The organism is Helicobacter mustelae, from assembly GCF_900476215.1.
Classification (GTDB): domain Bacteria; phylum Campylobacterota; class Campylobacteria; order Campylobacterales; family Helicobacteraceae; genus Helicobacter_H; species Helicobacter_H mustelae.
Window position 1 is genome coordinate 1,062,865 of record NZ_LS483446.1, and the last position, 24,732, is coordinate 1,087,596.

Consider the following 24,732-nt stretch of genomic DNA (forward strand, 5'->3'; position numbering starts at 1 on the left):
TGATGTTTACAAGAATGCGTAGACTACGAATGAAGGAAAAGGTGCGGGAGCTTGTCTGTGAAACAAGATTGCACTTAAGTGATTTCATCTATCCACTTTTTGCAATCGAAGGAAGGGCACAAAAAAATGCCATAGCCTCCATGCCAGACATCCATCAAATGAGCATTGATGTGCTATTAAAAGAATGCGAGGAACTTCAAAATCTAGGAATTTTTCATGTTTTACTTTTTGGCATTCCCGATCACAAAGATACTATTGGAAGTGCTGCGCTCAAAGATTCCAGCATCGTAGCAAAGGCCACTGCTTCCATCAAAAAGCATTTTCCAGAAATGATTGTAAGCCTAGATTTATGTTTTTGTGAATACACAGATCATGGGCATTGTGGCATCCTTGATAAAAGGCTACAAAGCGTAGATAATGATGCTACTTTAGAGATCCTAGGCAAGCAGGCAGTCATCCTTGCAGAGGCAGGGGCAGATATCATCGCTCCAAGCACCATGATGGATGGGATGGTGATGAGCATCCGAAAAGCTTTAGATTTAGCTAACTTTAGCCATATTCCCATCATGAGCTATTCGACAAAATTTGCCAGCGCATACTATGGACCCTTTCGTGATATCGCACAGAGCACACCAAGTTTTGGCGATCGCAAAAGCTATCAAGAAAGCCATGCCAATAGACGCGAGGCCATTAGGGAGAGCTTGGAAGATGAGAGAGAGGGTGCAGATATCTTGATGGTAAAACCTGCACTCATCTATCTTGACATCGTGCGCGAAATCAGAGAGCGCACACTCCTGCCTCTGGCTGTTTATAATGTCAGCGGGGAATATGCGATGCTAAAGCTTGCAGGCAAAGCCGGCCTAATTGACTACAAAAGCGCCATGCTTGAAACACTAACAAGCTTTAAGAGGGCAGGTGCGGATATTATCATCAGTTATCACACAAAAGAACTCGCAAAAATCTTACAAGGAGAAACTTATTATGGGAAGAGCATTTGAGTATAGAAGAGCGGCAAAAGAAAAACGCTGGGATAAAATGAGCAAGGTATTTCCCAAACTTGCCAAGGCCATCACTGTCGCAGCAAAAGAAGGTGGCATAGACCCGATGATGAATGCCAAACTACGCACTGCCATTGCCAATGCCAAGGCACAGAATATGCCCAGGGATAATATTGATGCAGCCATCAAACGCGCCAATGGCAAGGATGGGGTCTTTTCTGAAATGACTTATGAGGGGAAGGCTAGCAATGGGGTATTAATCTTTATTGAATGCACCACAGACAATCCCACACGCACCATTGCCAATCTCAAAAGCTATTTCAACAAAACCCCCGGGGCTAGCATCGTGCCCAATGGATCGCTAGAATTTATGTTCACGCGCAAAAGCGTATTTGAGTTTGATATTCCAAATCTCGATCCAGACGAGCTCGAGCTCACACTCATTGATTATGGATTAGAAGAACTAAGCCAAATTAATGGGGAAGAGGGAGATTTTTATGTGGCCTATGGGGATTATACAAACTTTGGCAAGCTCAATGAGGGATTTGAAAAGCTTGGCATTCCCATCAAAAAAGCCTCTTTGCAAAGGATTGCAAACTCTCCCATCACGCTCACAGAGGAGCAGCTCCTAGAAGCAGAAAAATTGATAGATAAGATTGAGGATGATGATGATGTGCAGGCAGTCTATACCAATATCGAATAATGCCCTTTGCAATTGGGGAAATTGAGAGTCTAGGGGAGGAAAGAGAGCCAGACAAAAATTGAGAGTCTAAGTTTAGGTGAGGAATTTGAGTTTCTTAATGGGCTAAAAAATCTAAAAAACACTAATGTCTTCTTGCAGGGCCATCCCTGCCTTTTCCCCATACTCTAGTATGCATTGCCCCACTCACCCCAAGCCTTTGTATGATAAACCCTCTGATGCTGCACATACCCTAAGGGCTACAAAAGCTTAACCCAGCCCACACAAAAACCAATCACTGTGGCATTTAGTCTAGCTTAAATCACAAAAGTTTAAGCAGCCTCATGAAAACCAACAAACCCAATCACAAACCAATCCCAGTTGCTAAAAGGATTGCAAAAATCAATCACTGCTGCGATAGCGAAACTGTCCTTTTTTGAGCATCATTTTTAGCCCTCCGATGCCAAAGAGCCAGCGATTTTCTACGACATTCTTCATAAATGCCGCAAATTTCCCAGAAATATTTTTCTTGAATACGATGCCCACAGCATCCAGATGTCCGATGGAGCAAATAGAACCGCGATTAATAAAATGAAAATCTTTTTTTATCTCCTTGCCCTCTAATTTGTCCGCGAGCAAATTGCCAATATACTCTCCCATTTGCGATGCAATCTGTGCAGTGGGAGCACAGATGGCATCCTTTTCACCAAAAATCGCACAATCCCCCACCACATACACATTGTCATAATTTGTGTTTTTGAGCTGAGAATCCACCTTAATCCTGCCTTTTTTACTCTCCATTTTGGAATAATACTCCACAGTGTCATTACCCTTGACTCCCGTGCTCCACAAGATGGTATTACCAAAAATCTTTTCTTGCTTGCCATTTCTAGTGATAATGATGCCATCCTCTTGGCATTCCTCCACACTGGCATTATTGACGATCTCCACCCCTAGATCTCTTAGTTTTCTCTCTGCGACTTGGCTGAGTTTTTCTTCAAATACTGGTAAGATTCTTGAAGATCTTCCCACGCAAGTGATTTTAATATCCTCTTTGTTGAGTCCATAAATCGCACAAACACGCTTTATATCATGTGCAAGCTCAGCAGTAAATTCAATCCCCGTAAATCCCGTACCACATACAATAAAAGAAAGATTATTTTTGTCTTTGGTGACATGATAGTCTTTGAATTTCCACTCAATATTCCGGCACAGACGCAGGGCCGCATTGAGCGAAGAAAGCTTATAGGCATGCTCCTGCACGCCTTTAATCCCACATAAATCAGGCTTGAAGCCAAGGGCAATGACCAAAATATCATAATGATATGTATCAAGCTTGCCAATGACCTTATTTTCTTCTGGGCAAATCTCCATGGCCTTGTCTTTGATGAATCGCACGCTCTTTAGCAATGGACGATAGTAGATCTTTGCCTTCCGTTCGCTAAGAGTCCCTATGGCGACCTTATGCAAAAGCGTGGTTTGGTAATGGTAGTCGTGTTTGCTAATGAGTGTAACTTCTGCATCTACATGGCGTTTTTGCAAGGTCAGTGCGGATTTGAGTCCTCCATAACCTCCTCCAATAATCAAAATCCTTGTCTTCTTCATGATTCCATCCCCTTGTGTTTATTTTTGCAAAATCCAAGCATCTTATTGATCTATAAAATAAAAATAAGTCCGCATTTTACACTATTTTTGCTTAAAGAATCACGCTAAGTGTGAAATTTCAAAAATCCCTGTGCTGCGATGTTTGGATAAAAATTCTGGATATTTATTTTTGCATTACAGATGCAGGGGCGGGATTTAAGGCTAGGAATTTTCCAAGAAAGAAGCGGGGTGCATTTGGGTTAGAGATTAGAGAGCTTGGGGATGCATGAGAGATTTGTCTCTTTTAGACAAAATCACGTAGGCACACAGTGTAGCACAAAGCCAATCACAAAAATAAGCCGCGAGATTTGGTGTAAAAATAGATAAGGGAACCAATTCTAGACTTAGGGCTAGGAAATTAAAAACACTAGAGATTTAATAGGAGAGGGAGGAGAATTGTAGGGCTTAGAAACACTCCGCTCTAGAGTTGCGTGAAATTTTGCAGTAATTTTAGACCATTTTTGTCAGATTTTTCTGGATGAGGCTGGATGGCATAGACATTTTCTTTTTGCACGATGGCAGGGAAGCTCACCCCATATTCACAGGTCGCTAAGATATCCTTGGCATGGGCAATGGCATGAAAGCTATGCACAAAATACAGATAAAACCCCCCCTCCATTCCCTTGAAAAATCTCTCATCCTCACGCTGCTTAAGACAGAGATTCCAGCCAATGTGAGGGATCTTGAGAGGGGAGAGCATAGCAGCATCAAATCTCCTCACATCCCCCTCAAAAATCCCAAGCCCCCTATGCTCGCCAAACTCAAAGCCTCGCTCAAAGAGCAACTGCATCCCCACGCAAATGCCCAAAAAATATTTTCCACTTTTTATAAATTCCAAAATCGCCTGCTCCATATTGCTTTTTCTTAGCTGCATAATCGCATCGCCAAATGCCCCCACACCTGGCAAAACCAGCTTGTCACAATGCCTCAAAGCATCTGGATCCCTCAAACGCTCTAACTTCACACCAAAGGCACCAAAGGCCTGCAAGACACTGCCAATATTCCCCGCGCCATAATCAATAATCCCAATTTTCATCTCTACCTCTCTGAGAATTCCTTCGCTCTTATCATTTCTAAAATGAAGTATAATTATACTAATTTTCTAGCGTGGGTTTTTGTGCAGTATCTTTCCCTGGGTTTATTTTTCACCTTCAGTGCATCCTTTTTCTTCGCTCTCATGAATGCCCTCATCAAAATCCTCTCCCCAGACATCCCACCCATCCAAAATCTCTTCTTTCGCTCCCTTGTAATGATGCTTTTTTTGTGTTTTATTTTTTTCAAGCCAGGTAAGGAGAAAGCCATCAAAAAACCTGGTGGATGGCTCAAGCTATGGATGCGCGCACTCCTTGGTGGCACAGCCATGCTCGCACTCTTTTATAACATCGCCACCATTCCCCTAAGCATCGCCACAACCTTCATGCAAAGCACACCGCTTTACACCATCATTTTTGCTGCGATTTTTTTAAAAGAAAAAATCACCACAAGCAATCTCACTGCCGCACTCATTGGATTTTTCGGGGTGCTGCTTATCTGCGATCCCTTCGGCGTTCCGCTTGGATTTGACAACATCCTCATGGGCATCATCAGCGGCGCAGGCACCGCACTAGCACTAGTCACCCTCAAAACGCTAAAGGATTATTTCAGCAATAATTTCATCATTTTTTTCTTTGGATTTAGTATGACTTTGGTGGGGGGTATCCTCTTACTGCTCCCACCCATGGAGATTTTAGACAATACTTGGCACAGTCCAAACCTCAAGGAATGGGAGCTCATTTTGCTCGTTGGCATTATGGGAACGCTAGGACAGCATTTCCTCACCAAGGCTTATATGAGTGCTCCAGCGGGCATCCTCGCCCCCATGGATTATATTCGCATTGTTTGGGGGATTGTAATGGGGACTTATCTGGGCGATCCCTTCCCCAATCTGCATGGATTTCTAGGCATTGGGCTAGTGATTTTCTCAGGGCTCTTTATCGCATTTCCCATCTTCCTCAAAGACATCAAAAGAATCAAAAATGCAAAAATTCTCTAACCCTAGACCCATTGCATTAGAAACGGTTTTTTTGCTGTTTTTGACACCCTATCACAAGTTAAGCCCAAACATCAGGCCAAATCCCAGACTTACATACTTACACAAATGGAGCCAGTCATTGAGCAGGTGCACAAAATGAATCTTTTCAAAAGCCTTGTTCTTTATTTGCGCCTATGGTTTCATCTAACACACCAAACCTCAAGACGCCTAGACATCATGGACATTCTTTTTGTTTGCATTGCATGCAGCTGGCTTTTTTTACTGCTTTTTATGGTGGGGGAGATTTCGCTTAGCCAAAAAGAAGCATGGAATTTCTTCTTCAATGAAGATCCCTTTTTCACCGCGTTTCGCGCCATTTTCCATGCCCTAGCCTTTTTGAGACTAGGGGGTGACTACACCCTCAAAATCCCCCTCTTATTCCTCAACATTTGCAATCTTTTTTTGCTCTATGGGATCTGCAGACACACACTAAGACACAAATGCGATTCTCTCATTGCAATTTTGATCTGCATAACACTTCCTGCAGTGAATTTCTCTGCGCTGCTTTTGGTGGAAAGTGGTTGGGTGCTTTTTCTCTCCTTGCTCATTTGCTATTTTCTCACACGTTACAAGCAAGTGCCGCTATTTTTGCTCTTTTTTCTTGCACTTCTTAGCTCTGGGGTCCTCATCCTCTCTTTAGGAATCGCGCTTTTTATGTTAAAGACCAAGCATTACAAAACTGCGATTTTCTGTCTTGCCTGTGCGATTTTAAATTATTGTCTTTATGATTTTGGCATCGATGGCATCCCTAGGGGGTATTTCCTAGATACCCTAGGCCAGCTTGCCCTCCTCTATAGCCCGCTGCTTTTTGTCTATTATGTCTATAGTATTTATTGGGGGATTGTGCACAAACAAAGCCTCCTTGCCTATATCGCAGGCACCAGCCTTGTATTTTGCATCCTGCTTTCTTTGCGCCAAAATATCGACTTTTATACCCTAGCCCCCCAAAGCCTTGTAGGGATTCCTGTCATGGTGCAGTGCTTTTTGAATGACCTGCGCACCCATCTCCCCCAATTTCGCACCAAGCACTACATCATCTCTAGCATCCTTTTATTTGCACTTTTTTTGCAAACTGCTATGATTTTTGGCAACAAAATCACTTATTTCTTCTCTGATAAGCCCAACTTCGCCGCCAATTATTATTTTTCCAAAGAAATCGCCAGGGCCCTCAAAGACTATGGCATCACTGCCATAAAAGCACCAAAGTCCCTCACCCTGCCCCTGCAATTTTATGGGATCCAAAAAGGGGGAGATTTCATCCTAGAGCCCACAAAAAGCAAAAAAGCCGATATCCAGATCCGCTACAATCACACTGCCATTGTGCGCTTCAATCTCGAGAAAAAATAATGCAAAAAGCCTTTGGGATGCTAGAAATTTTATTTGTTTTTGTGATGCTTGGCATCCTTATCTCTCTTGCTAGACCCTTTTCCAATCGCCAGCTAGAGCGCGCAAGGGAATACCTCTACCAAAATCTCCTCTATGCCAAAAATCTAGCCCTCACCCACAGCACTCGCTACACCAAGCCAGAGCAGGGGAATTTCCTAAAAGGCTACTTCCCCTCTGTGGCCCTGCCCTTCCTTGTCAAAGAACCCATGATGTGGCAGATGCAATTCCATTTGGTGGGAAAATACACAAAAGATAGCTTTAGCATTTATTTTGACACACCCCGCTATGCCCACACCACACACTATGACCATCGCCCCATGTCAGGGGATTTGATCGCAGTTTCTGGGAGGGATCTGCACTGCATCAGCGGCTACAACAACAATAACATCTCTGAATTTTGCAAAGATAATGCTGATACCACCACAAGACTCAAAGAGAGCTTTGGCATCCATCTTGCCATCCATGCGCAAAAAAGCTGCCAGGAGAGCCAAACTGCAAGGATCTATTTTGATTTTTTGGGGAGGCCATATTGTGGGAGGGAGCAAACGCCTCTAAAAGAGCCCTTCATCATTACACTTTCTAAAAACTCCCACTCCACAACAATCTGCATCCTGCCAAAAAATGGTCTCATTCTCAAAGGAGAGGCATGCCAAAAATAGCCCTACTCAATGATTTTGACATCACCAAACGCCCACGACCCAAGCGTATGCTAGATATGCTAAAGGGGCATTATGAACTCTATGCCATCGCCATGGATTGCAGCCCCATAGAGGGAGTGGAGTGCTTTGCCTATCCTGCAAGCAAGAATGCCAAAGAGCGAAGTTTAGAAGAGCAAAAAATCCTAGAGCAGCGCTTAAAAAATAAGGATTTTCTTCCCTTGGTCTACACCCCCAATCGCTTAAAGATTTTAGAATTTTTTACAAAGATGCCAAAGATGGATCTTTTCATCATCGAGGACATCACTTTGCTTGCCTTTGGACTGGATTACAAAAAATCCTACAACCCCTCGCTAAAAATCCTAATTGATTTGCGCGAATACTATCCCCTGCAATATGAAAATGACCCTGAGTGGATGGCAGGCTTTGGGGAGTTTTTTGGCTTTCTTTGCAGGGAATTTTTGCCTCATGTGGATTTTGCAATCACAGTGAGTGAAGGCATCGCGCAAAAATACAAAGAGGAATTTGGTCTGCATTGTGAAGTCTTCCACTCCCTACCTCCCTATCATGAGCTCAAACCAAACCCCCTAAAAACTCCCATCAACATCATCTATCATGGCTTTTTAAGCCCAGATCGCAATTCTGCTTTTTTGCTAGAGATTGCCCATCAATTGCGTGGGGATTTTTGCATGCAAATCCTAGGACTTAGCAATATCAAAGGATTTTTAGAAACGCTAGAGAAAAATGCCCCAAAAAATGTCAATTTTCTAGCACCCGTAAGCATGGAAGAAATCATTCCTTTTACCAATAATTTTGACATTGGCATCCTCACCCTCTCACCAAACACCTTCAACAACGCCCACGCCCTCCCCAATAAATTTTTTGAATACATCCAAGCGCGCCTAGCACTCATAGCCCCCCCACTCCCAAGCCTAAGAGATTTCCTATCCTTGTGGCAGGTGGGAAAAATGAGCCAGGATTTCACCCCAGAATCCCTAGCTTCCACCATCAACGCATTGCAAAAAGAAGAGATTGCAGCCTATAAAACTGCCTCTGATAGGGCTGCAAAAATCCTCAACACCACAGAAAATCGCCAAAAAATCCTGCGCTGGATTGAAGGGCTGCTATCCTAGCTCTATGCTTTTTGGAATTTACAGACAGATAGCCCGCCTAATGGGGATTGAAGCCCTATTCTAATCACTCTATACTTTTGGAGTAGTGTTTTTGGATTTGGTAGGCTTTGCTCTAGGGGAGTTTTTCTTTGGGGCACAGCTGAAGGCTAGCGCTAGGGTAGAATCTCAAAATCAAGAAGACCACGATGTAGGGGGAAAATTATGCAGAGAAGTGCCAGGGATGAGCACGATGTATTTTCCTGTGATAGAGACCCAGTAAATTAGTGTCCTACCAGCAACAAAGCAAAGACTAGCACCAAGCCTTATGGCCAGGTGCATTAGCCTATCTTGTGCTTTTTTTCCATCAATTCTTTTACGATCTCTAGCATGCGTGCCTCAGCCTTATAGGCATAGGAGGCGATATTGAGCTCTGAGGGAGCAGTGGAGATCGCATGCAATCTCTCGCTGGGCAGCGGGAGGAAGTTATTGAGATAAGCCTCATCATAATCCTCATAGACCGCCTTGATATCCACCCCAAGCCCTTGGCAGTAGATACCAATCCAAGCATCATCATTATTGCGATAACCAACCGCATCAATGAAAAGCTCTTTTTTAAAAAAATCTGGATTTGCCTCTGTGTTAAACACATCCAGATTCCACAAGATCCCACAGCCTGCCACGGATGCAAAACCATGATTACTATTTTGCCAAGCCAAATAAGTGATCATAGAGTCTTGGTGCCTTGCTTTGAGATCTACTAGCTTTTTGATGAAATCTGGGGGATAGATGAGATCATCATCTAGGCTAATTAAAGTCTGATGGCGTGAGACATCTTGCAGGGCAGGGATGAATTTTTTGAATGTCCCTAGGTCTTCTACTTCAATAATCTTAAGCCAAGAGCCAAAATTTTCAAAAACCAGAGGGAGGCTTTGGTACTCTCCTTGCGTGAGATAAAGGCGCACTTCTTGGGGTCTAATTGTCTGGAAAAAAAGAGAATCTAGCATGTAGTGAATATAATCAATGCGATCCCTATGGGTCGTGCAGCTTACAATAATGTCATTTTGCAGGATTTTTTGGGCCCCATAATCGGTAGTTAAAATCCTGCGATTGGCTTCATAGAGGAAGCGACTCTCTGCATGGCGCATCTGCTTTTTTTGGGCCCTGACATTCTCAAGGAACATCCTCCCATAGTATGCAAGTCTTCTGAATTTGCTAAACATATAGCCCTCCAAGCAAAACTAGAGAGCCAAGATAGCGAGATTGAGAAAAAAGCTGCCAGGGGGGGGGGCAGGAGAAAACTCTCTTCAGACAATCTAAGTACAGAAAGCATAGATTTTGGAGTTTTTGCGCAGGATTTGTGGCGAGATTTTGACAATGATTCATGGAGGAAAATAGAGACTCTTTGAGGGTTTGCACAATAGACATTCAACTCTCCTTGGATTTTTGAGAAAAATTGCGCGTCATTATAGCATCCTCTGTGCAAAATCCTCAAGTAGGAATTTGAAAAAGCCTAACTTTTGCCAAAACCCCAGCATAGGGGAAAAATTGCGCGTCATTAGCCTATCTTGTGCTTTTTTCCATCAACTCCTTGATGATCTTTTTTATACGCTTCTCGGCCTTGCGCCCACCCCTTCTGATGTTTAGCTCTGATTTGGCCATAGAGACTGCATGCAGGACCTCACTAGGTAGTGGGATGAAGCGATGGTAATAGGTACGCAGATAATTCTCATGCACGGCATGGATATTTACCCCAAGAGCCTTGCAATAAAAGCTCGTCCAAGCATCATCAAGATTTCGCAAGCCAACCGCATCAATGAAAAGCTCTTTTTTAAAAAAATCTGGATTTGCCTCTGTGTTAAACACATCCAGATTCCACAAGATCCCACAGCCTGTGACCCTATCAAAAAAACCCGTTTTCCTATCGCGATAGGCCATGAATGTAATCATAGAGTCTTGATGCCTTGCTTTGAGATCTACTAGCTTTTGTACAAAGTCTGGGGGATAGATGAGATCATCATCTAGGCTAATTAGAGTCTGATGGCGTGAGACATCTTGCAGGGCAGGGATGAATTTTTTGAATGTCCCTAGGTCTTCTACTTCAATAATCTTAAGCCAAGAGCCAAATTTTTTGAGCACCTTGGGGAGACTTTGGTATTCTCCCTGCGTGAGATAAAGGCGCACTTCTTGGGGTCTAATTGTCTGGAAAAAAAGAGAATCTAGCACATAATGCACATAGTGGATACGCTCCCTATGCGTGGTAAAACTAATGATGATGTCATTTTGCTCAATCTCCTCGCTCTGATAATTGGTAGTTAAAATCCTGCGATTGGCTTCATAGAGGAAGCGACTCTCTGCATAAAGTGCGAGTTTGCGTGAGGTTTTAAGAAAGTCAAGGAACATCCTCCCATAGTATGCAAGTCTTCTGAATTTGCTAAACATATAGCCCTCCAAGCAAAACTAGAGAGCCAAGATGGCGGGATTGAGAAAAAAGCTGCCAGGGGGGGGGGGCAGGAGAAAACTCTCTTAAGACAATCTAAGTACAAAAAGCATGGATTTTGGAGTTTTTGCGCAGGATTTGTGGCGAGATTTTGACAATGATTTATGGAGGAAAATAGAGACTCTTTGAGGGTTTGCACAATAGACATTCAACTCTCCTTAAGATTTTTGAGAAAAATTGCGCGTCATTATAGCATCCTCTGTGCAAAATCCTCAAGTAGGAATTTGAAAATCTACCCCATCTGCTGCAGAGTTCTTGAGGGCTTTATCAAAGCATCAAATACCAAGTAAAATCACCCCTCCTCTCACTCCCCCACATCTTTCAACCACGCATGCCACAAAACCCACCACACACACCCCCTCAAGCAATCTTTTAAGAAATCTGCGCCTCTATAGCATCGTTTTTGACAGCAAAGACCACCTTACTGCCCTCTTTGATTTTATCTTGCAAGATGAGTTCAGCTAACGCATCCTCGATTTGCTCATAAAGCGCACGCTTCAGAGGCCTAGCGCCATAGATGGGATCAAATCCCACTTGCGCAATCCATTCCTTGGCTGCAGACTCAAGCTCAACGACAATCCCGCGCTCTATGAGCTTTTTGGCAATGGAGTCAAACATAATATCCACGATTTCTACAATTCCCCCAAGATCCAAGGGATTAAAGATCACGATATCATCCAAGCGATTGAGAAATTCTGGTTTGAAATACTGCTTGAGACTGGATTCCACCGCACGCTTTTTTTCTTCCCTGTCTTTGAGCTCTAGGATTTTATCACTTGCAATATTGCTAGTAAGGATAATAATGGTATTGCGAAAATCCACCACCACGCCTTTATTATCAGTCAATCTCCCATCATCAAGCACCTGTAAAAGAATATGAAACACATCAGGATGTGCCTTCTCGATCTCATCAAAAAGAACCACACTATAAGGCTTCCTGCGCACGGCCTCTGTGAGCTGCCCACCCTCTTCATAGCCTACATACCCAGGAGGTGCACCCACAAGCCTGCTTGCTGCATGTTTTTCCATGTATTCACTCATATCAATGCGAATGAGATTTTTCTGCGAGAGGAATAAAAATTCCGCCAAAGATTTCGCACTCTGGGTTTTCCCCACCCCGGTGGGACCCAGAAACATAAAACTGCCAATGGGGTGATTGCTAGAGCTTAGACCTGCTTTGTTGCGCTTGATCGCACGGGCAATGGCATGCAATGCCTCATCCTGCCCCACCACACTTTTGCGCAATTCTAGTTCTATGTTCAAAATCTTTTCTCTTTCTTCTTGGAGCATTCTTTTCACAGGGATTTGTGTCCAGCGCGAGACGATTTCTGCGATGCTCTCCTCTGTAAGCGCATTTTGCAAAAGCGTGCCATTTTTTTGCATCTCTTCCCATCTATCCTGCAGGGATTTTTCTTGATTTTGAGCCTCTGGGATCTTTGCATAATCAATCTCTGCAGCCTTGTTATAATCCCCGTTGCGCTTGGCAATCTCAGATTCGCGCTTCAATGCATCAATGGTATTTTTCATTTGCGCGATTTCTTTGAATACGGATTTTTCATTGTCAAATTGCATCTGCAGGGAATTTTTCTTCTCGACTTGATTGGCAAGCTCTTTTTCTAGTTCTTCCAAGCGATTTGCATTTGTGGGCTTGTTTTCCATATGCAGCGCTTCTTTTTCTACCTCTAGGCGCTGGATCACACGCTTGATATTGCGCAGGGCACTGGGTTCTGATTCAATCTGCATTTTGAGTTCCGCAGCTCCCTCATCGATGAGATCAATAGCCTTATCAGGCAAAAATCTATCGGTGATATAGCGATGCGAGAGCTTCACAGCTGCCACCAATGCAGAATCTGTGATGCTTACATTATGATGGGTCTCTAGCTTTTCTTTGAGCCCGCGCAGGATTTGAAGTGCTTCAGAGATGCTTGGCTCATTAAGGAAGATGGGCTGAAATCTCCTAGTGAGTGCGGCGTCTTTTTCAAAATATTTGCGATATTCTTTGAGTGTTGTAGCCCCGATAGTGTGCAGCTCCCCGCGCGCAAGAGCAGGTTTTAGGATATTTGCTGCATCCATGCTCCCCTCACTTGCCCCAGCACCAACAATGGTGTGAATCTCATCGATGAACAAAATGATATTGCCAGCCTTTTTGACTTCCTCTAGGATATTTTTCAATCGCTCCTCAAATTCTCCGCGATACTTCGCCCCTGCCACTAGCAGGCTCATATCCAGCACAATAATGCGCTTATTTTGCAGAGATAGCGGTACTTCTTTCTTGATGATTTGCTGGGCAAGCCCCTCCACCACAGCAGTTTTCCCCACCCCTGGCTCGCCCAGCAAAATAGGATTGTTTTTGGTCTTGCGAATAAGGATCTGCATCATTCTTGTGATCTCCTCATCCCGGCCAATGACGGGATCTAGCAGATTGTCCTGGGCTTTTTTGGTGAGATCGATGCCAAATTTCTCCAATGCCTCTAGCATGCAATCCCCGCCCGCATCTTCGATCTTGCGTCCTGCACGCAAGGATTGCAGGGTCTTTTTAAGCTCAAGCAACTCTATGCCTCCTCCCAAAATCTCTCCAAATTCCTTGAGATTTGCAAGGATTAATGTATCAATGGCTATGAATTTATCCCCATTTTTTATGGCTAGGCCCTCTGCCTCTTGCAATGCCTTTTGCAGGCCTTTAGAGAGGCTTAGATTTTCTTTTTCTATATGCGAGACCTTGGGGAGCTTCTCTGCGTTGCTGCGCACAATGAGCTCGATCTCTCGGCTATTTTGCTGCATTTTATCCAGTGCTTGATTGAGCAGGGATTGGGGGGTGTTTAGCAATGCCCAAGCAATATGAATGAGGTCAATCTCTTGATTTTTTTGATGTAGCGCAAGTGCAGCGGCAGAATCTAGATTTTCCTTAAGTGGATTGGTAAGTTTTTCAAAAATATTCATCATAAACTCCTTAACTTTTATAACCCTGCCACTATATAACTTTAGTGTAATGTTGTCAAGTTTTATAAGTAAATTCCTATAAAACTCAAAAATAATCCAGAAATATCAGGGGATGACCTGCCCCAGAGATACCCAGAGATACCCAGAGATGCAAGCCAAAAAATAGGAAATTTTTTCCTTATATCCATTTTGTGCATTCTTTGTGATAAAATCAAGCGCAAAAATTTTAAGAAAATAGGCGTGTAAAATGAGTAAATATTTCCTATCAGGCTTTTTGACCACTGGCTTTGTGAGCCTGGCTCTTCTGTTTCAAAACATCCATGCAGAGACTCTCCCTCACAAAAAAAGCACCCAACAAGAACGCATCGATGCGTTTAACAAGCTTACCAAGGTAATTAATACCGTAGAAAAGGTTTATGTAGATGACGTTGACATCTCCCAAATCGTAGATAAGGCCATTTCTGGGCTGCTCACCAATCTGGATGCACATTCTGATTATCTCACAGCAAAGAAATTCAAAGAATTACAGGCCCAGACAGAGGGTGAGTTTGGCGGGCTTGGCATCACCGTGGGCATGAAAGATGGCGCACTTACTGTCATTTCTCCCCTTGATGATTCCCCCGCGCAAAAAGCCGGTCTAAAAAGTGGGGATATCATCCTCAAAATCAATAATGAAAGCACGCTGAATATGAGCATTGATGATGCGGTAAATCTCATGCGAGGCAAGCCAAAAACCTCCATCAATCTCACCATCTATCGCAAGGGTGCACCCAAACCTCTTGAGTTTAAGATCACGCGCGACATCGTGCAGATCAAATCCGTGCATGCCCGCAAGATTGAGGGAGAGAAATTCCTCTATATCCGCGTGAATAATTTTGACAAAAATGTCACCAGTTCTGTGAAGGCCGCGCTAGAAAAAGCTGGCAAGATCGATGGGTTGATCCTAGATCTTCGCAACAATCCCGGCGGCCTACTCAACCAGGCTGTGGGGCTTTCTGAGCTATTTATCAAGGATGGGGTGATTGTCTCACAAAAAGGCAGGGTAAAAAATGAAAATGTCGAATACAAGGCCAATGGCAAGGCCCCTTATGAAAAACTCCCCATCGTCGTGCTCATCAACGGAGGGACAGCGAGTGCTAGCGAGATTGTCTCAGGTGCGCTACAGGATTATAAGCGCGCATTGATTGTTGGAGAAAAGTCCTTTGGTAAGGGCAGCGTGCAAGTGGTTTTACCTGTGGTGGATAATGATTCTGCCATCAAGCTCACCACCGCAAAATATTATCTCCCTAGCGGCCGCACCATTCAAGCCATTGGGATCACCCCTGATATTCTAGTCTATGCAGGCAAGGTACCCCAAAATGAAGGGGGATTTGAGATCAAGGAAGCAGATCTCAAAAATCACCTACGAAATGAGCTCATTAAGCTCAATGAAGAAAAGACAGAGGCAACAACAGAGGAAAAATTTGACAAAAAAGGCAGAAATAAGGGCGATAGAGCAAAAAATGACAAAATAGGAAATAAATCCAAAAAAGAGGAAAACAAAAAAAACATCATCACAGAGAGTGACATCAACAATGACATTCAGTTAAAAACAGCCATTGACTTGCTAAAAACCTGGAACATCATCAAATCCCCTGTAAAATCCCCTCTAGAACTAAAAAAAATCACAGAAGCTCAGAATGACTCTGAGAAAAAGACAGAAGCAATAACAGAGGAAAAATCTGACAAAAAACACAGATAAAGACGGGTTTAACAAAGCCAAGCCAAAATGCAAAGAGACAAAAACAAGAAAGCAAACCATGGAAAAGAAACAACTTTTGTATGAAGGAAAGGGAAAGAGGATTTTTGCTACAGAGGATGCAGGGCTAGTCATCGCTGAATTTAAAGACGATCTCACTGCATTTAATGCGCAGAAAAAGGGCCAGGAAGTGGGCAAGGGGGCGCTTAATTGCGCAATCTCTAGCCTGCTTTTTGCATTGCTAGAAAAAAACCACATCCCCACGCATTATAAAAAAACCCTAGATTCCACACATATGCTTTGTCAAAAAGTAGAAATCATCCCCATCGAGGTTGTTGTACGCAATGTCGCCACAGGCTCGCTTAGCAAAAGGCTTGGCATAGAAGAGGGCAAGGTTTTGCCCTTTAGCCTGGTGGAATTTTATTACAAAGATGATGAGCTAGGTGATCCCCTCATTAATGATGAGCACTGCAGGATTTTGGGCATCACACAAAATCAAGAAGATCTAGAATTTCTCAAAAATCAGGGGCGCAAGATCAATGGTATCTTGCAGGAATTTTTTGCTGCAAAAAGCTTGCGACTCATTGATTTTAAACTAGAGTTTGGAAAGAGTGCACAAGGAGAAATCCTGCTAGCAGATGAGATTAGCCCTGATAGCTGCAGATTTTGGGACAAAGACACCAACCAAAAACTCGATAAAGATATCTTTCGCCAGGATTTAGGCGATGTTTATGCCGCATATGAAGAAGTGTTTTACCGCATAAGGAGTGCAAATGAAAGCTGATATTTCTATCAAACTCAAACAGGGCGTACTAGACCCCGAGGCAAAGGCCATCCAAAATGCACTCAAAAGCCTGGGGTTTGAAGGCTTTGATTATTTGGAAATGAGCAAAAAGATCACCATTCACTTCCTCTCTCAAGATGCGCAAAAAGTAAAAGCTCAGGCAGAAAAAATGGCAAAAGAGCTGTTAGCAAATCTTGTGATCGAAGATTTTAGCATTGAAATAAGAGAATAGAAGATGATTGCGATTCTGCAGTTTCCTGGCACAAATTGTGAAAAAGACATGCAGCATGTCTATCGAGATCTTTTGAGTCAAGAAGTAGGCATGATCTGGCACAAAGAAACATCCCTACCCTCAAACACCAAGCTTGTGGTCATTCCCGGGGGCTTTAGCTATGGAGATTATTTGCGCAGCGGTGCGATTGCACGCTTTGCTCCCATCATGAAAGGTGTAGTTCGCTATGCAAATCACGGAGGGCTGGTGCTGGGAATCTGCAATGGCTTTCAGATCCTCACAGAAGCGAAGCTCCTTCCAGGGGTGCTAAAGCGCAATCATCATCTTAACTTTGTCTCCAAGCAACAAGAGCTAATCCTCTCAAATACAAACAATAAATTTCTACAAAATTACCAAAAAAACACCTCCATCACCTTGCCCATCGCTCATGCTGATGGAAATTACTTCACAGATGAAAAGACACTAGAGGGATTGAGGGAAAATGAGCAGATTCTACTAACCTACAAAGACAATCCCAATGGTTCTGTAGAAAATATCGCAGGGATCTGCAATAAAGAAAAAAATATCTTTGGGCTCATGCCCCATCCAGAGAGAGCTTCAGAGCTCTTACTTGGTAATGATGCTGGCCTAAAAATGCTCAGAAATCTCTGCTCATGTTAAGATTTTTCTTTGTTTTTTTCTTTTGCATTTTCTGCGCAAATGCCCAGCAAAATTCCCTGCAAGCCCAGCAAAAATCCCAAGGAAATGCCAAAAACCCCAAAAGCATCAAAAATAATACCATCCTGCAAGATTATGATCCAAGCCTCCCTCTCTCACCCTCCAAAATCATCTATATCAAAAACATCACGCCAGAAAAAAATCTCAAAAAAATGATCTATGTTGGCCAAAGCATCTCCATCACCTACAATCTCTTGCCGCTTTCAAACGCCTCTCTTGCAAAGACAGAATTCACCACCCCCATCAATCCCCAAAGAATCAAGCTCACCAACCCAGATGTCACATGGGATCTCCAACCAGATAAGAGCTATCAAGCTACCTTCACCTACAAGATTAAAAGCAAGAATGCAAGTCTTCCCCAAATCAAGGCCACAGCCATCTCAGATGATGGGAAATACCAAGATAGTGCACTCACCCCAAAGATTGCACTCAATATCTATGACCTCAAGAGCAATCCCAAATACTCTGGTGTGGTGGCAGATGATCTCAAAATCTTGCGCACAAAGACCAAAAATTATGATGACATGGATTATATTATGGTGCTAGAACTTGAGGGGAAAAATGCCAATCTTGAAGATTTTGTCTTGCCAGATAGCAGAATTAAAAAGCAAGAGGCCAAAAAACTAGAAGATGGGCATGGGATTTATTATTGTATTTTTCCCAAAAATATCTCTTCCCTCTCCTTTGATTTTTTCTCCCTTACCACCAACCATTTCAAGACCCTCACCATCCCAGTCATCCTCTCTCATGATAATGTCGCAGCCCAGGATGATCTCAAGCCAAAAAATATCTTTTTGCTATATTTTACGCTGCTTTTGATCCTGGGCATCCTTGTGTGTGTCCTGCTTTATATTTTCCTGTGGCGCAGCAAATGGCTTCTTTTGCTCGCTGTATTGCTGCTTTGCTATTTACTCTGGCATATTTTTTATCGCAATGACATCATCTTGCAGCCCAATGATGTGGTCAAAATCCTGCCCACGCAAAATTCTACCACCCTATTTGTGCCAACCTCACCCATGGAGGCAGAGATCATTGGCTCGCATGAGAATTTTTATAAAATCATCACCAAAGATGGCCACATCGGCTGGATCAAAAAGAAGAAAAAATGAGAAAACTCAAAGCAATCTATGCAACCTTTGTCATGGGGATTGGCCTAGCAATCATCATGTTTTTTATCTTTCTTACAAAACACAAAAACAACGCACTAAAAGCTAGGCGCGCATGCAAAATTTGGTTTCCACTCTGTGGCTTTGAGTTAGAGAGAATCGGAGAGTTTGACAGAAGCGCCACGCTCATCATCATGAATCACCAAAGCCTCACAGACATCATGTGCCTAGAGGCCTATCATCCTCAAAATATCTGCTGGGTGGCCAAAAAGCAACTAGGAGAAATCCCTTTTTATGGCTATGCGCTAAGGGGCCCAGAGATGATTCTCATTGATCGCGAAGACAAAAAAGGGCTGGCATTTTTGTTAAAAAGCGTCAAAGAAAAACTCTCTCAAAATCGCCCCATAGCCATTTTCCCAGAAGGCACACGCAGCAAGGGATTAGAGGATTTTCTCCCCTTCAAACCTGGAGCAAAAATCCTAGCAGAGAAATTCCAACTCAAAATCCAGCCCATCCTCTTTGTCCACACAAAAAAGCTCTACAATACCTCCCCCCTAGAAACGCAGACAAGTCGCGCAAGAGTGGTGTGTCTGGAAGCCTTTGAGCCCGATTATCAAAACCATGCTAATTGGTATGAGGAACTCAAATCTCAGATGCATGCGACTTATTTGGAGCATTATCATCAAATGAATGCAGCAATGCATACAAAAGCCTAATGGATTTTTTGCTCTTTGGGCTTTAGGGCATTTTGGTTTGCCTTAAAGCCCTGTGAGGCTTTAAAAATCTTAACCCTCAAGCAAGCCTTAGGGCTTGTATTGTTGGCAAAAAAAAATTTTCACTTAGTGGCCTATGTTGTGGGTCTAGAAAATTTCTTGTGCCCTGAAACTCGCGGGCTTTGGCTTTTTGTTGGCAAATCAAAAAACTTTTGCTATAATTCCTGGTCATGAAAGGGGCATTAGCTCAGTTGGGAGAGCACAACGCTGGCAGCGTTGGGGTCAGCGGTTCGAACCCGCTATGCTCCACCATTCCCTTCCATCCAAAAAACTAAGACCACCAAAAGCAATCCAAGATTTCAAAAACGCACCAAAGCCATAAAAAATCCCACAACATCTCCCTAAATTTTAAAAAATCTAAAATTCCAAGAAACCCCAAGACTCTAGAATCTCAAGTTAAAAAGCCTCAAAATCATCTGCAAAGTCTTGCAAAATAAATGACTCTAACCTCCTCCCCCAGATTCTCAAAATTCCCCTCGCCTTGTGATTTATTTCCCCAGGCAAAAAATGCTAAACATCCTATCAAACATTTCTTCGATATTGTAGGGTTTGGTAAGCAGGGAAATCTGCTCTATTGCATCATTGAGATGATAAGAAAAGAGCTCAAGCTCTAGGGTTTGGAGGTGTTTTTCTGCCATTTCTAACGTGGCAATGGCCTTAGTGACGCAGTCTATCTGATAATCTGCTGTGAGCAAGATATTTTCTTGCGCAGGCATTTCTTGCAAGATCTTTTGACCAATACGCGCCTTTAGCTCCAAAATATCCCCCACACTTTGGGTCTGCATAGAAAAGAATTCCACTCCTTTGAGCTTGCCCTTAAGCAACTCCACATCCAAAAGAGGGGCAAGGTCATTTTTGTTGCAGATGGCAAACACCTGCTTCCTTGGGAGGGCATCTAGATGCGCGATGATTTGCAAATCTTCCTCATCCAAGCGCCTAGAAGCATCAAAAACCACCAAGACAATATCGCTCTTTTCTATGGCGCGCAGGCTTCTTTGCACCCCGATGCTCTCAATCTCATCCCCCCCTTCTCGGATCCCTGCAGTATCAATAATGCGTACCAAATGCCCATCGATAAAAATCACCTCTTCAATGGTGTCACGCGTGGTGCCAGCCACATTGCTCACAATCGCCCGCTCCTGCATTAAAATCGCATTAAGCAAGGAGCTCTTGCCCACATTTGGCTTCCCCACAATACAAAGCACATGACCCTCCAAAATCTTGCTGCGCATTTTGGAAAATTCCAAAATCTGGACTAGCTGCTTTTGCAAAGAAGAAATATCCCTCCCTAATTCCTCCAAGGCATCCTCAGGGATGTCCTCATCGCTATAATCAATCATGGTCTCAGAAAATGCTAGAGCTCTAAGCAGACTCTCTCTACTCTGCTCAACAAAATCCCTCAATGATCCCATCAATTGTCTGCTCATCATCTTGCTTGCCTGCAAGCTTTGGGCCTGGATAAGATTGCCAATAGCCTGGACTTGAGAGAAATCAATCCTGCCATGCAAAAATGCGCGCTTGGTGAATTCCCCCTCTGTCGCCATACGCGCACCATTTACCAGACACAGGCGCAAAATTTCGCGCGCTAATACAACCCCACCATGGCATTGGATCTCACAAACATCCTCGCATGTGTAACTATGGGGTGCCTGGAAATAGAGCACAATCACCTCATCCACCACCTCTCCTTCATCATACACATGGCATAGTGTGGCATATCTTGGGAGGAATTCTTTTTTTTGGGTGAGCCTTTGGGTGATGGAAAGTGCATCCTTCCCGCTCAAACGCACCACGCCAATCGCCCCCACTCCCATTGGTGTAGAAATGGCTGCAATCGTGTCTTTTGAATTCATTCAAAACTTCGGATCAAAATATATTGTTCATTCTCTTCTTGTTTGATGGAGATATATTTACCAGGGTATTTTTCCCTCAGGCGCTTGAGCAGCAAAAATGCAGATGTCCCATTGAGCTTTTTTGTCTTAAAATGCTTGGAGTGCTCGATATAAGGATGGATACTACGCATGTATTGATCCACCATCTCTTCTTGCATTTGTAAAAATCGCGCAACTTCTAGGCGAATGTTGTAGCCGTATCTGAAATGAACCCAATAAAAGAGCATATAAGAAAACGCTCTATAGCGATAGCCATTCTCCCCAATGAGCAGCGGGCTATCCTCGCCATCCAAAAAAATAAACAAGGTCTGATGATCATAGGGTGTAACTTCAATCGCATCAATCTCATAGGGCATGCAGGCCAAAAGCTCCCTGAGCTCTTCTTGGATAATCTTGCAATGTTCTTGGACTTTTACCATCTCTGGTGTGAATTTTGAGTTTTGCGACTCTTTTGGAGGTGTTTTTCTATTTGCGATAATCACAGCCTGCTTTTTTCCAATACCCAAAAGACCCGGGCTTGGATGCTGCAATACTTCATATTCCAAATCCACCACTGAGCAATTCAGTGCCTCAGAGGCTTGTATTAGCGCATTTTGCAAGGTGGGTGCGGTAAATTTTTTCATGACTGTGGCTCTTTATGTGCAGCAATTTCTTTTTGCTTTTGGCGCTTGAGCATTTTGTTGATGGAGAGCTGCTGGAAAATAGAAAGGATGTTATTGATTGTCCAATAAAGCACCAATCCCGCAGGAAAGAAAATCAAGAAAATTGTAAAAACAACAGGCAGCATCTTAAAGACCTTTGCCTGGATAGGGTCGGTGAAGGTATTGGGAGTGAGGGCCTGCTGAACATACATCGACACCCCCATCAAAATGGGTAGCACAAAATAAGGATCCATCACAGAGAGATCCTGGATCCAAAGAATAAAGGGCGCGCTTTTAAGCTCCACAGAATTATAAAGCACACGATAAATCGCATAAAAAATAGGGATCTGAATAAGCAGCGGCAAACAGCCACCCATGGGATTTGCACCATGTTTTTTGTAAAGCTGCATCATATGCATTTGGAGCTTTTGTGGATCTCCCTTGTATTTTTCCTGGATTTCCTTCATTTTTGGCGTGAGATCTTTTAGTTTTTGCATGCTCACCATACCCTTGTAGCTCAGCGGATAGAGCACAAGCTTGACAATCACAGTAAGCGTAATGATCGCCCACCCCCAATTTCCAATATATTGGTGGAGGTACTCCAGCAACAAAAACACAGGCTTGGCAAAAAAAGTAATCAGGCCATACTCCACAACATTCCTAAGTGCGGGGTCTACACTTTTTAGCTCCTGATAATCTTTTGGCCCAATGAAGCCACCCATGCCAAGATTGCCAGTGGCATGGACATAGGGCATGGGATCTTTGTTTTTGGGATTGCTATCGATGATGACATCAAGCTGGCTATTTTTTGCATAAAAAAGAGTGGTGAAATAACGATCCACGCTGGCAACAAACTTGGCCCCATCAAAGGTCTTAAGCTCTTTAGCATCTTTGTCTTCGATCTTTTCAATCTTGCCATCAACTTTTTCTAAAATCACACCATTAAACGCATAATTTTCCTTGTCTGTCATGGGTCTAGCGCCATTTGTAATGAAATAATTCTCGCTAGGATTGCTAAGCTCTACTTGAATGTCATATTTGAGATTCTCATAGAATGTAAGGGTTTTTTTGACAGTGAGACCTGGGAGCTTTTGGGTGAGGACTAGCACTTCTGGTCCCTTGTCTAGAGAAATAAAATCTTTAGAAGCTTCATAGGAAGTCTTGAATGCCTGGAGGTTTAGTTCTTGATTTGCAAAACGAATCTCAAGGGGTTTAAGCTCGGAGGGATGAAATAAGGGGAGTTTTGAGAGGGGTTTTGGCTTTTGCATCATTCCTAGTAAAATCTTGAAATGCTCAAAAAACCCAAGCTCCTGCTCGCCCGTGTATTTTTTGTTTTTGAGATACACTTGCGCAATGCGCCCTAGAGAATCAATCTCCAAATCAAATTCCTTGGCCTGAATCCTTGCGATGATGTTCTTTGACTCTGCCTCCAAAATCGGCGCTGGCGAGCTAGCATTCTCTGTCTTGACTGGAGCCTGATTCTGCGCAATTGAAGTGGAGTTTTTGGCGGAATTTTTGGCATTTTGCTGGGGGGTAACAAAATAGCGGCTATAAATTGCAATAAAAATAAATGAAAAAGCCACCGCCAAGATAATGCGCAAATTTGAATTGTTTTTCATAGATTTTCCTTAGAGAATTGATTTGATAATAAAAAACTTTTTCTGAGACTTTTTCAGAGGAACAAACCAAAATGCGATTTTGCAGGGGGCAAAGGTATCAGGCCTTAGCCTCTTTTGCACAACAGGATAATCAATGCCACCTAAAAAAAGTTGATTGCAGCGCAAAATGCGCCAAAGAATGCTCCAAATCGCGGGAAGAAAATGCTGATTTTTGAAGCTCCAAGCTGCATATTCTGAGCAACCTGGATAATAGCGGCAGGTCCCCGGAAAAAGAGGGGAGAGAAATCTCTGATATTTCTCTATCAACCACAGAGGAACGCGCGCTGCTAGAAATCTTGTTGTTTGGAAAAAAATTTTATACATTTCAAAAAATCATTTTCTAAATCGCTGAAACTCGAAGCAAGGATTTCGATTTTTGGCACGATAATCAAAGAGAGGGATTGTAATTTGTTTTGATGCAGATGACATATCGCTCGAAAACGCCTCTTAATCTGATTGCGCCGACAAGCAATCCCGATTTTTTTGGATACACTTAAGCCCAAAAATGTTTCCTGCTTTTGATTTTTCAATACATAGATCAAAAAACTCTTTGCATAGATTCTCTTGCCTCTTTTGTAAACAAAATCAAAATCTTGCTTTGTTTTTAAAGACTGCAAAAATCAAACCGCCAGACGCTTTCTTCCCTTTGCTCTACGAGCATTGATGACCCTTCGACCATTCTTTGTCTTCATTCTGACGCGAAAGCCATGCGTCCTTTTTTTTGGCGTGTTATGCGGCTGAAATGTTCTTTTCATGAGTAAAATCCTTACAGTGAGATAAATTAAGTGTAATTATACTACAAAAAGCCTAACTTTTCTTTTTTTCCTCCACGAGCACATAGACTTCTTTGAGATTGAGATTTTGCAAAACATCAAAAACCTGGATAAAGCTATTGAGATTGCTCTGCTTATCCCCGCGCAAAACAATGGGTGTATCCTTGGGTATGCTAGAGAGCTTCCTTTTGAGTTGGTCTAGCGTCAGGGGCACATCATCCAAAAAATACCGACCCTTGTCATTGATAGTGAGATTGCGTTGCTTTTTGTCAAGCTGCTGCTTGTTTTTGGAGGAATTTTGATCCACCTGTGGGATGGCAATGGGGAGCTTTGAGGTATTGATAAAAGAAGCTGTGGTGAGCACAATCACCAATAACACCAGCATGATGTCAATAAAGGGCACAAGATTTAGTGAATCAACTTTTTTCATTTTCA

Annotated in this window: 25 protein-coding genes and 1 tRNA gene; 14 read left to right on the forward strand and 12 right to left on the reverse strand. The window is 43.0% G+C overall.

The features are described 5' to 3' along the window. The first annotated feature begins 2 nt into the window (after positions 1-2). The gene (hemB, locus tag DQN48_RS04890; RefSeq protein ID WP_013023254.1) at positions 3-998 is read left to right on the forward strand and encodes a porphobilinogen synthase; all 996 of its coding nucleotides are present in this window, start codon (positions 3-5) and stop codon (positions 996-998) included. After that, entirely contained in the window at positions 982-1,701 is a 720-nt protein-coding gene (locus DQN48_RS04895) for a YebC/PmpR family DNA-binding transcriptional regulator (protein ID WP_013023255.1), read from the forward strand. Before hemB ends, DQN48_RS04895 begins: the two co-directional genes overlap by 17 nt. Positions 1,702-2,079: 378 nt before the next feature. Here the strand turns inward: DQN48_RS04895 and DQN48_RS04900 are convergent, their stop codons facing one another. Then, positions 2,080-3,282 (reverse strand): NAD(P)/FAD-dependent oxidoreductase, encoded by a 1,203-nt coding sequence (locus DQN48_RS04900; RefSeq protein ID WP_013023256.1) that lies wholly within the window; start codon positions 3,280-3,282, stop codon positions 2,080-2,082. Between the two features lie 460 nt (positions 3,283-3,742). Beyond that, positions 3,743-4,357: an imidazole glycerol phosphate synthase subunit HisH gene (hisH, locus tag DQN48_RS04905; protein ID WP_013023257.1), complete on the reverse strand. Its 615-nt coding sequence runs from the start codon at positions 4,355-4,357 to the stop codon at positions 3,743-3,745. 42 nt (positions 4,358-4,399) lie between these two features. Here hisH and DQN48_RS04910 point away from each other — a divergent pair, with 42 nt between their 5' ends. The 5 genes from DQN48_RS04910 (at position 4,400) to DQN48_RS07680 (ending at position 8,826) form a co-directional block, all read left to right on the forward strand. Next, a complete protein-coding gene (locus DQN48_RS04910) occupies positions 4,400-5,353 on the forward strand; it encodes a DMT family transporter (RefSeq protein WP_049762199.1) in 954 nt (317 codons plus the stop codon). 135 nt (positions 5,354-5,488) lie between these two features. Beyond that, positions 5,489-6,739, forward strand: coding sequence for a hypothetical protein (locus DQN48_RS04915; protein ID WP_041913151.1), 1,251 nt, complete (start codon positions 5,489-5,491; stop codon positions 6,737-6,739). Next, the gene (locus DQN48_RS04920) at positions 6,739-7,437 is read left to right on the forward strand and encodes a pilus assembly FimT family protein (protein WP_013023260.1); all 699 of its coding nucleotides are present in this window, start codon (positions 6,739-6,741) and stop codon (positions 7,435-7,437) included. Before DQN48_RS04915 ends, DQN48_RS04920 begins: the two co-directional genes overlap by 1 nt. Further along, on the forward strand, positions 7,425-8,567 hold the full coding sequence (locus DQN48_RS04925; protein WP_013023261.1) for a glycosyltransferase family protein: 1,143 nt from the start codon (positions 7,425-7,427) through the stop codon (positions 8,565-8,567). Before DQN48_RS04920 ends, DQN48_RS04925 begins: the two co-directional genes overlap by 13 nt. Before the next feature lie 85 nt (positions 8,568-8,652). Next, positions 8,653-8,826: a hypothetical protein gene (locus DQN48_RS07680; protein WP_158303472.1), complete on the forward strand. Its 174-nt coding sequence runs from the start codon at positions 8,653-8,655 to the stop codon at positions 8,824-8,826. Positions 8,827-8,884: 58 nt separating this feature from the next. On the opposite strand, the gene DQN48_RS04930 is transcribed toward DQN48_RS07680, so the two are convergent. From DQN48_RS04930 to DQN48_RS04950, 3 genes are all read right to left on the reverse strand, one after another. Continuing rightward, positions 8,885-9,766, reverse strand: a complete 882-nt coding sequence (locus DQN48_RS04930; RefSeq protein WP_013023263.1) for a hypothetical protein — start codon at positions 9,764-9,766, stop codon at positions 8,885-8,887. A 340-nt stretch (positions 9,767-10,106) separates the two neighbouring features. Further along, positions 10,107-10,985 carry a hypothetical protein gene (locus DQN48_RS04940; RefSeq protein ID WP_013023264.1) on the reverse strand — a complete coding sequence of 293 codons (879 nt, stop codon included), beginning with the start codon at positions 10,983-10,985 and terminating at the stop codon, positions 10,107-10,109. 430 nt (positions 10,986-11,415) lie between these two features. After that, entirely contained in the window at positions 11,416-13,983 is a 2,568-nt protein-coding gene (locus DQN48_RS04950; protein ID WP_013023266.1) for an ATP-dependent Clp protease ATP-binding subunit, read from the reverse strand. Between the two features lie 247 nt (positions 13,984-14,230). On the opposite strand from DQN48_RS04950, the gene DQN48_RS04955 reads away from it, so the two are divergent. The 7 genes from DQN48_RS04955 to DQN48_RS04990 all read left to right on the forward strand — a co-directional run bounded on the left by DQN48_RS04955 (position 14,231) and on the right by DQN48_RS04990 (position 19,585). Further along, a complete protein-coding gene (locus DQN48_RS04955) occupies positions 14,231-15,724 on the forward strand; it encodes a S41 family peptidase (protein WP_013023267.1) in 1,494 nt (497 codons plus the stop codon). 58 nt (positions 15,725-15,782) lie between these two features. Further along, entirely contained in the window at positions 15,783-16,505 is a 723-nt protein-coding gene (gene purC / locus DQN48_RS04960; protein ID WP_013023268.1) for a phosphoribosylaminoimidazolesuccinocarboxamide synthase, read from the forward strand. Further along, positions 16,495-16,737, forward strand: coding sequence for a phosphoribosylformylglycinamidine synthase subunit PurS (gene purS, locus DQN48_RS04965; RefSeq protein WP_013023269.1), 243 nt, complete (start codon positions 16,495-16,497; stop codon positions 16,735-16,737). The genes purC and purS overlap by 11 nt, the downstream gene beginning before the upstream one ends. A 3-nt stretch (positions 16,738-16,740) precedes the next feature. Next, positions 16,741-17,397, forward strand: a complete 657-nt coding sequence (gene purQ, locus DQN48_RS04970) for a phosphoribosylformylglycinamidine synthase subunit PurQ (RefSeq protein WP_013023270.1) — start codon at positions 16,741-16,743, stop codon at positions 17,395-17,397. Then, positions 17,391-18,563 carry a hypothetical protein gene (locus DQN48_RS04975; protein ID WP_013023271.1) on the forward strand — a complete coding sequence of 391 codons (1,173 nt, stop codon included), beginning with the start codon at positions 17,391-17,393 and terminating at the stop codon, positions 18,561-18,563. The genes purQ and DQN48_RS04975 overlap by 7 nt, the downstream gene beginning before the upstream one ends. Next, entirely contained in the window at positions 18,560-19,276 is a 717-nt protein-coding gene (locus DQN48_RS04980) for a 1-acylglycerol-3-phosphate O-acyltransferase (protein ID WP_013023272.1), read from the forward strand. Before DQN48_RS04975 ends, DQN48_RS04980 begins: the two co-directional genes overlap by 4 nt. Before the next feature lie 233 nt (positions 19,277-19,509). Further along, a tRNA-Ala gene (locus tag DQN48_RS04990) sits at positions 19,510-19,585 on the forward strand. A 236-nt stretch (positions 19,586-19,821) separates the two neighbouring features. Here the strand turns inward: DQN48_RS04990 and mnmE are convergent. From mnmE to DQN48_RS05025, 7 genes are read right to left on the reverse strand one after another with little or no spacing between them, the layout of a single operon-like run. Beyond that, positions 19,822-21,186 carry a tRNA uridine-5-carboxymethylaminomethyl(34) synthesis GTPase MnmE gene (mnmE, locus tag DQN48_RS04995; RefSeq protein WP_041913154.1) on the reverse strand — a complete coding sequence of 455 codons (1,365 nt, stop codon included), beginning with the start codon at positions 21,184-21,186 and terminating at the stop codon, positions 19,822-19,824. After that, the gene (locus tag DQN48_RS05000) at positions 21,183-21,848 is read right to left on the reverse strand and encodes a Jag N-terminal domain-containing protein (protein ID WP_013023275.1); all 666 of its coding nucleotides are present in this window, start codon (positions 21,846-21,848) and stop codon (positions 21,183-21,185) included. The genes mnmE and DQN48_RS05000 overlap by 4 nt, the downstream gene beginning before the upstream one ends. Next, complete coding sequence (gene yidC / locus DQN48_RS05005) at positions 21,845-23,485, reverse strand: membrane protein insertase YidC (RefSeq protein ID WP_013023276.1); 1,641 nt, start codon at positions 23,483-23,485, stop codon at positions 21,845-21,847. Before yidC ends, DQN48_RS05000 begins: the two co-directional genes overlap by 4 nt. A gap of 9 nt (positions 23,486-23,494) precedes the next feature. Beyond that, positions 23,495-23,848: a membrane protein insertion efficiency factor YidD gene (gene yidD / locus DQN48_RS05010; protein ID WP_013023277.1), complete on the reverse strand. Its 354-nt coding sequence runs from the start codon at positions 23,846-23,848 to the stop codon at positions 23,495-23,497. After that, a complete protein-coding gene (gene rnpA / locus DQN48_RS05015; protein ID WP_013023278.1) occupies positions 23,812-24,141 on the reverse strand; it encodes a ribonuclease P protein component in 330 nt (109 codons plus the stop codon). Before rnpA ends, yidD begins: the two co-directional genes overlap by 37 nt. 3 nt (positions 24,142-24,144) lie before the next feature. Beyond that, positions 24,145-24,279, reverse strand: a complete 135-nt coding sequence (rpmH, locus tag DQN48_RS05020; protein ID WP_041913155.1) for a 50S ribosomal protein L34 — start codon at positions 24,277-24,279, stop codon at positions 24,145-24,147. Positions 24,280-24,331: 52 nt separating this feature from the next. After that, positions 24,332-24,727, reverse strand: coding sequence for an ExbD/TolR family protein (locus DQN48_RS05025; RefSeq protein ID WP_013023279.1), 396 nt, complete (start codon positions 24,725-24,727; stop codon positions 24,332-24,334). Between the last annotated feature and the right edge of the window lie 5 nt (positions 24,728-24,732).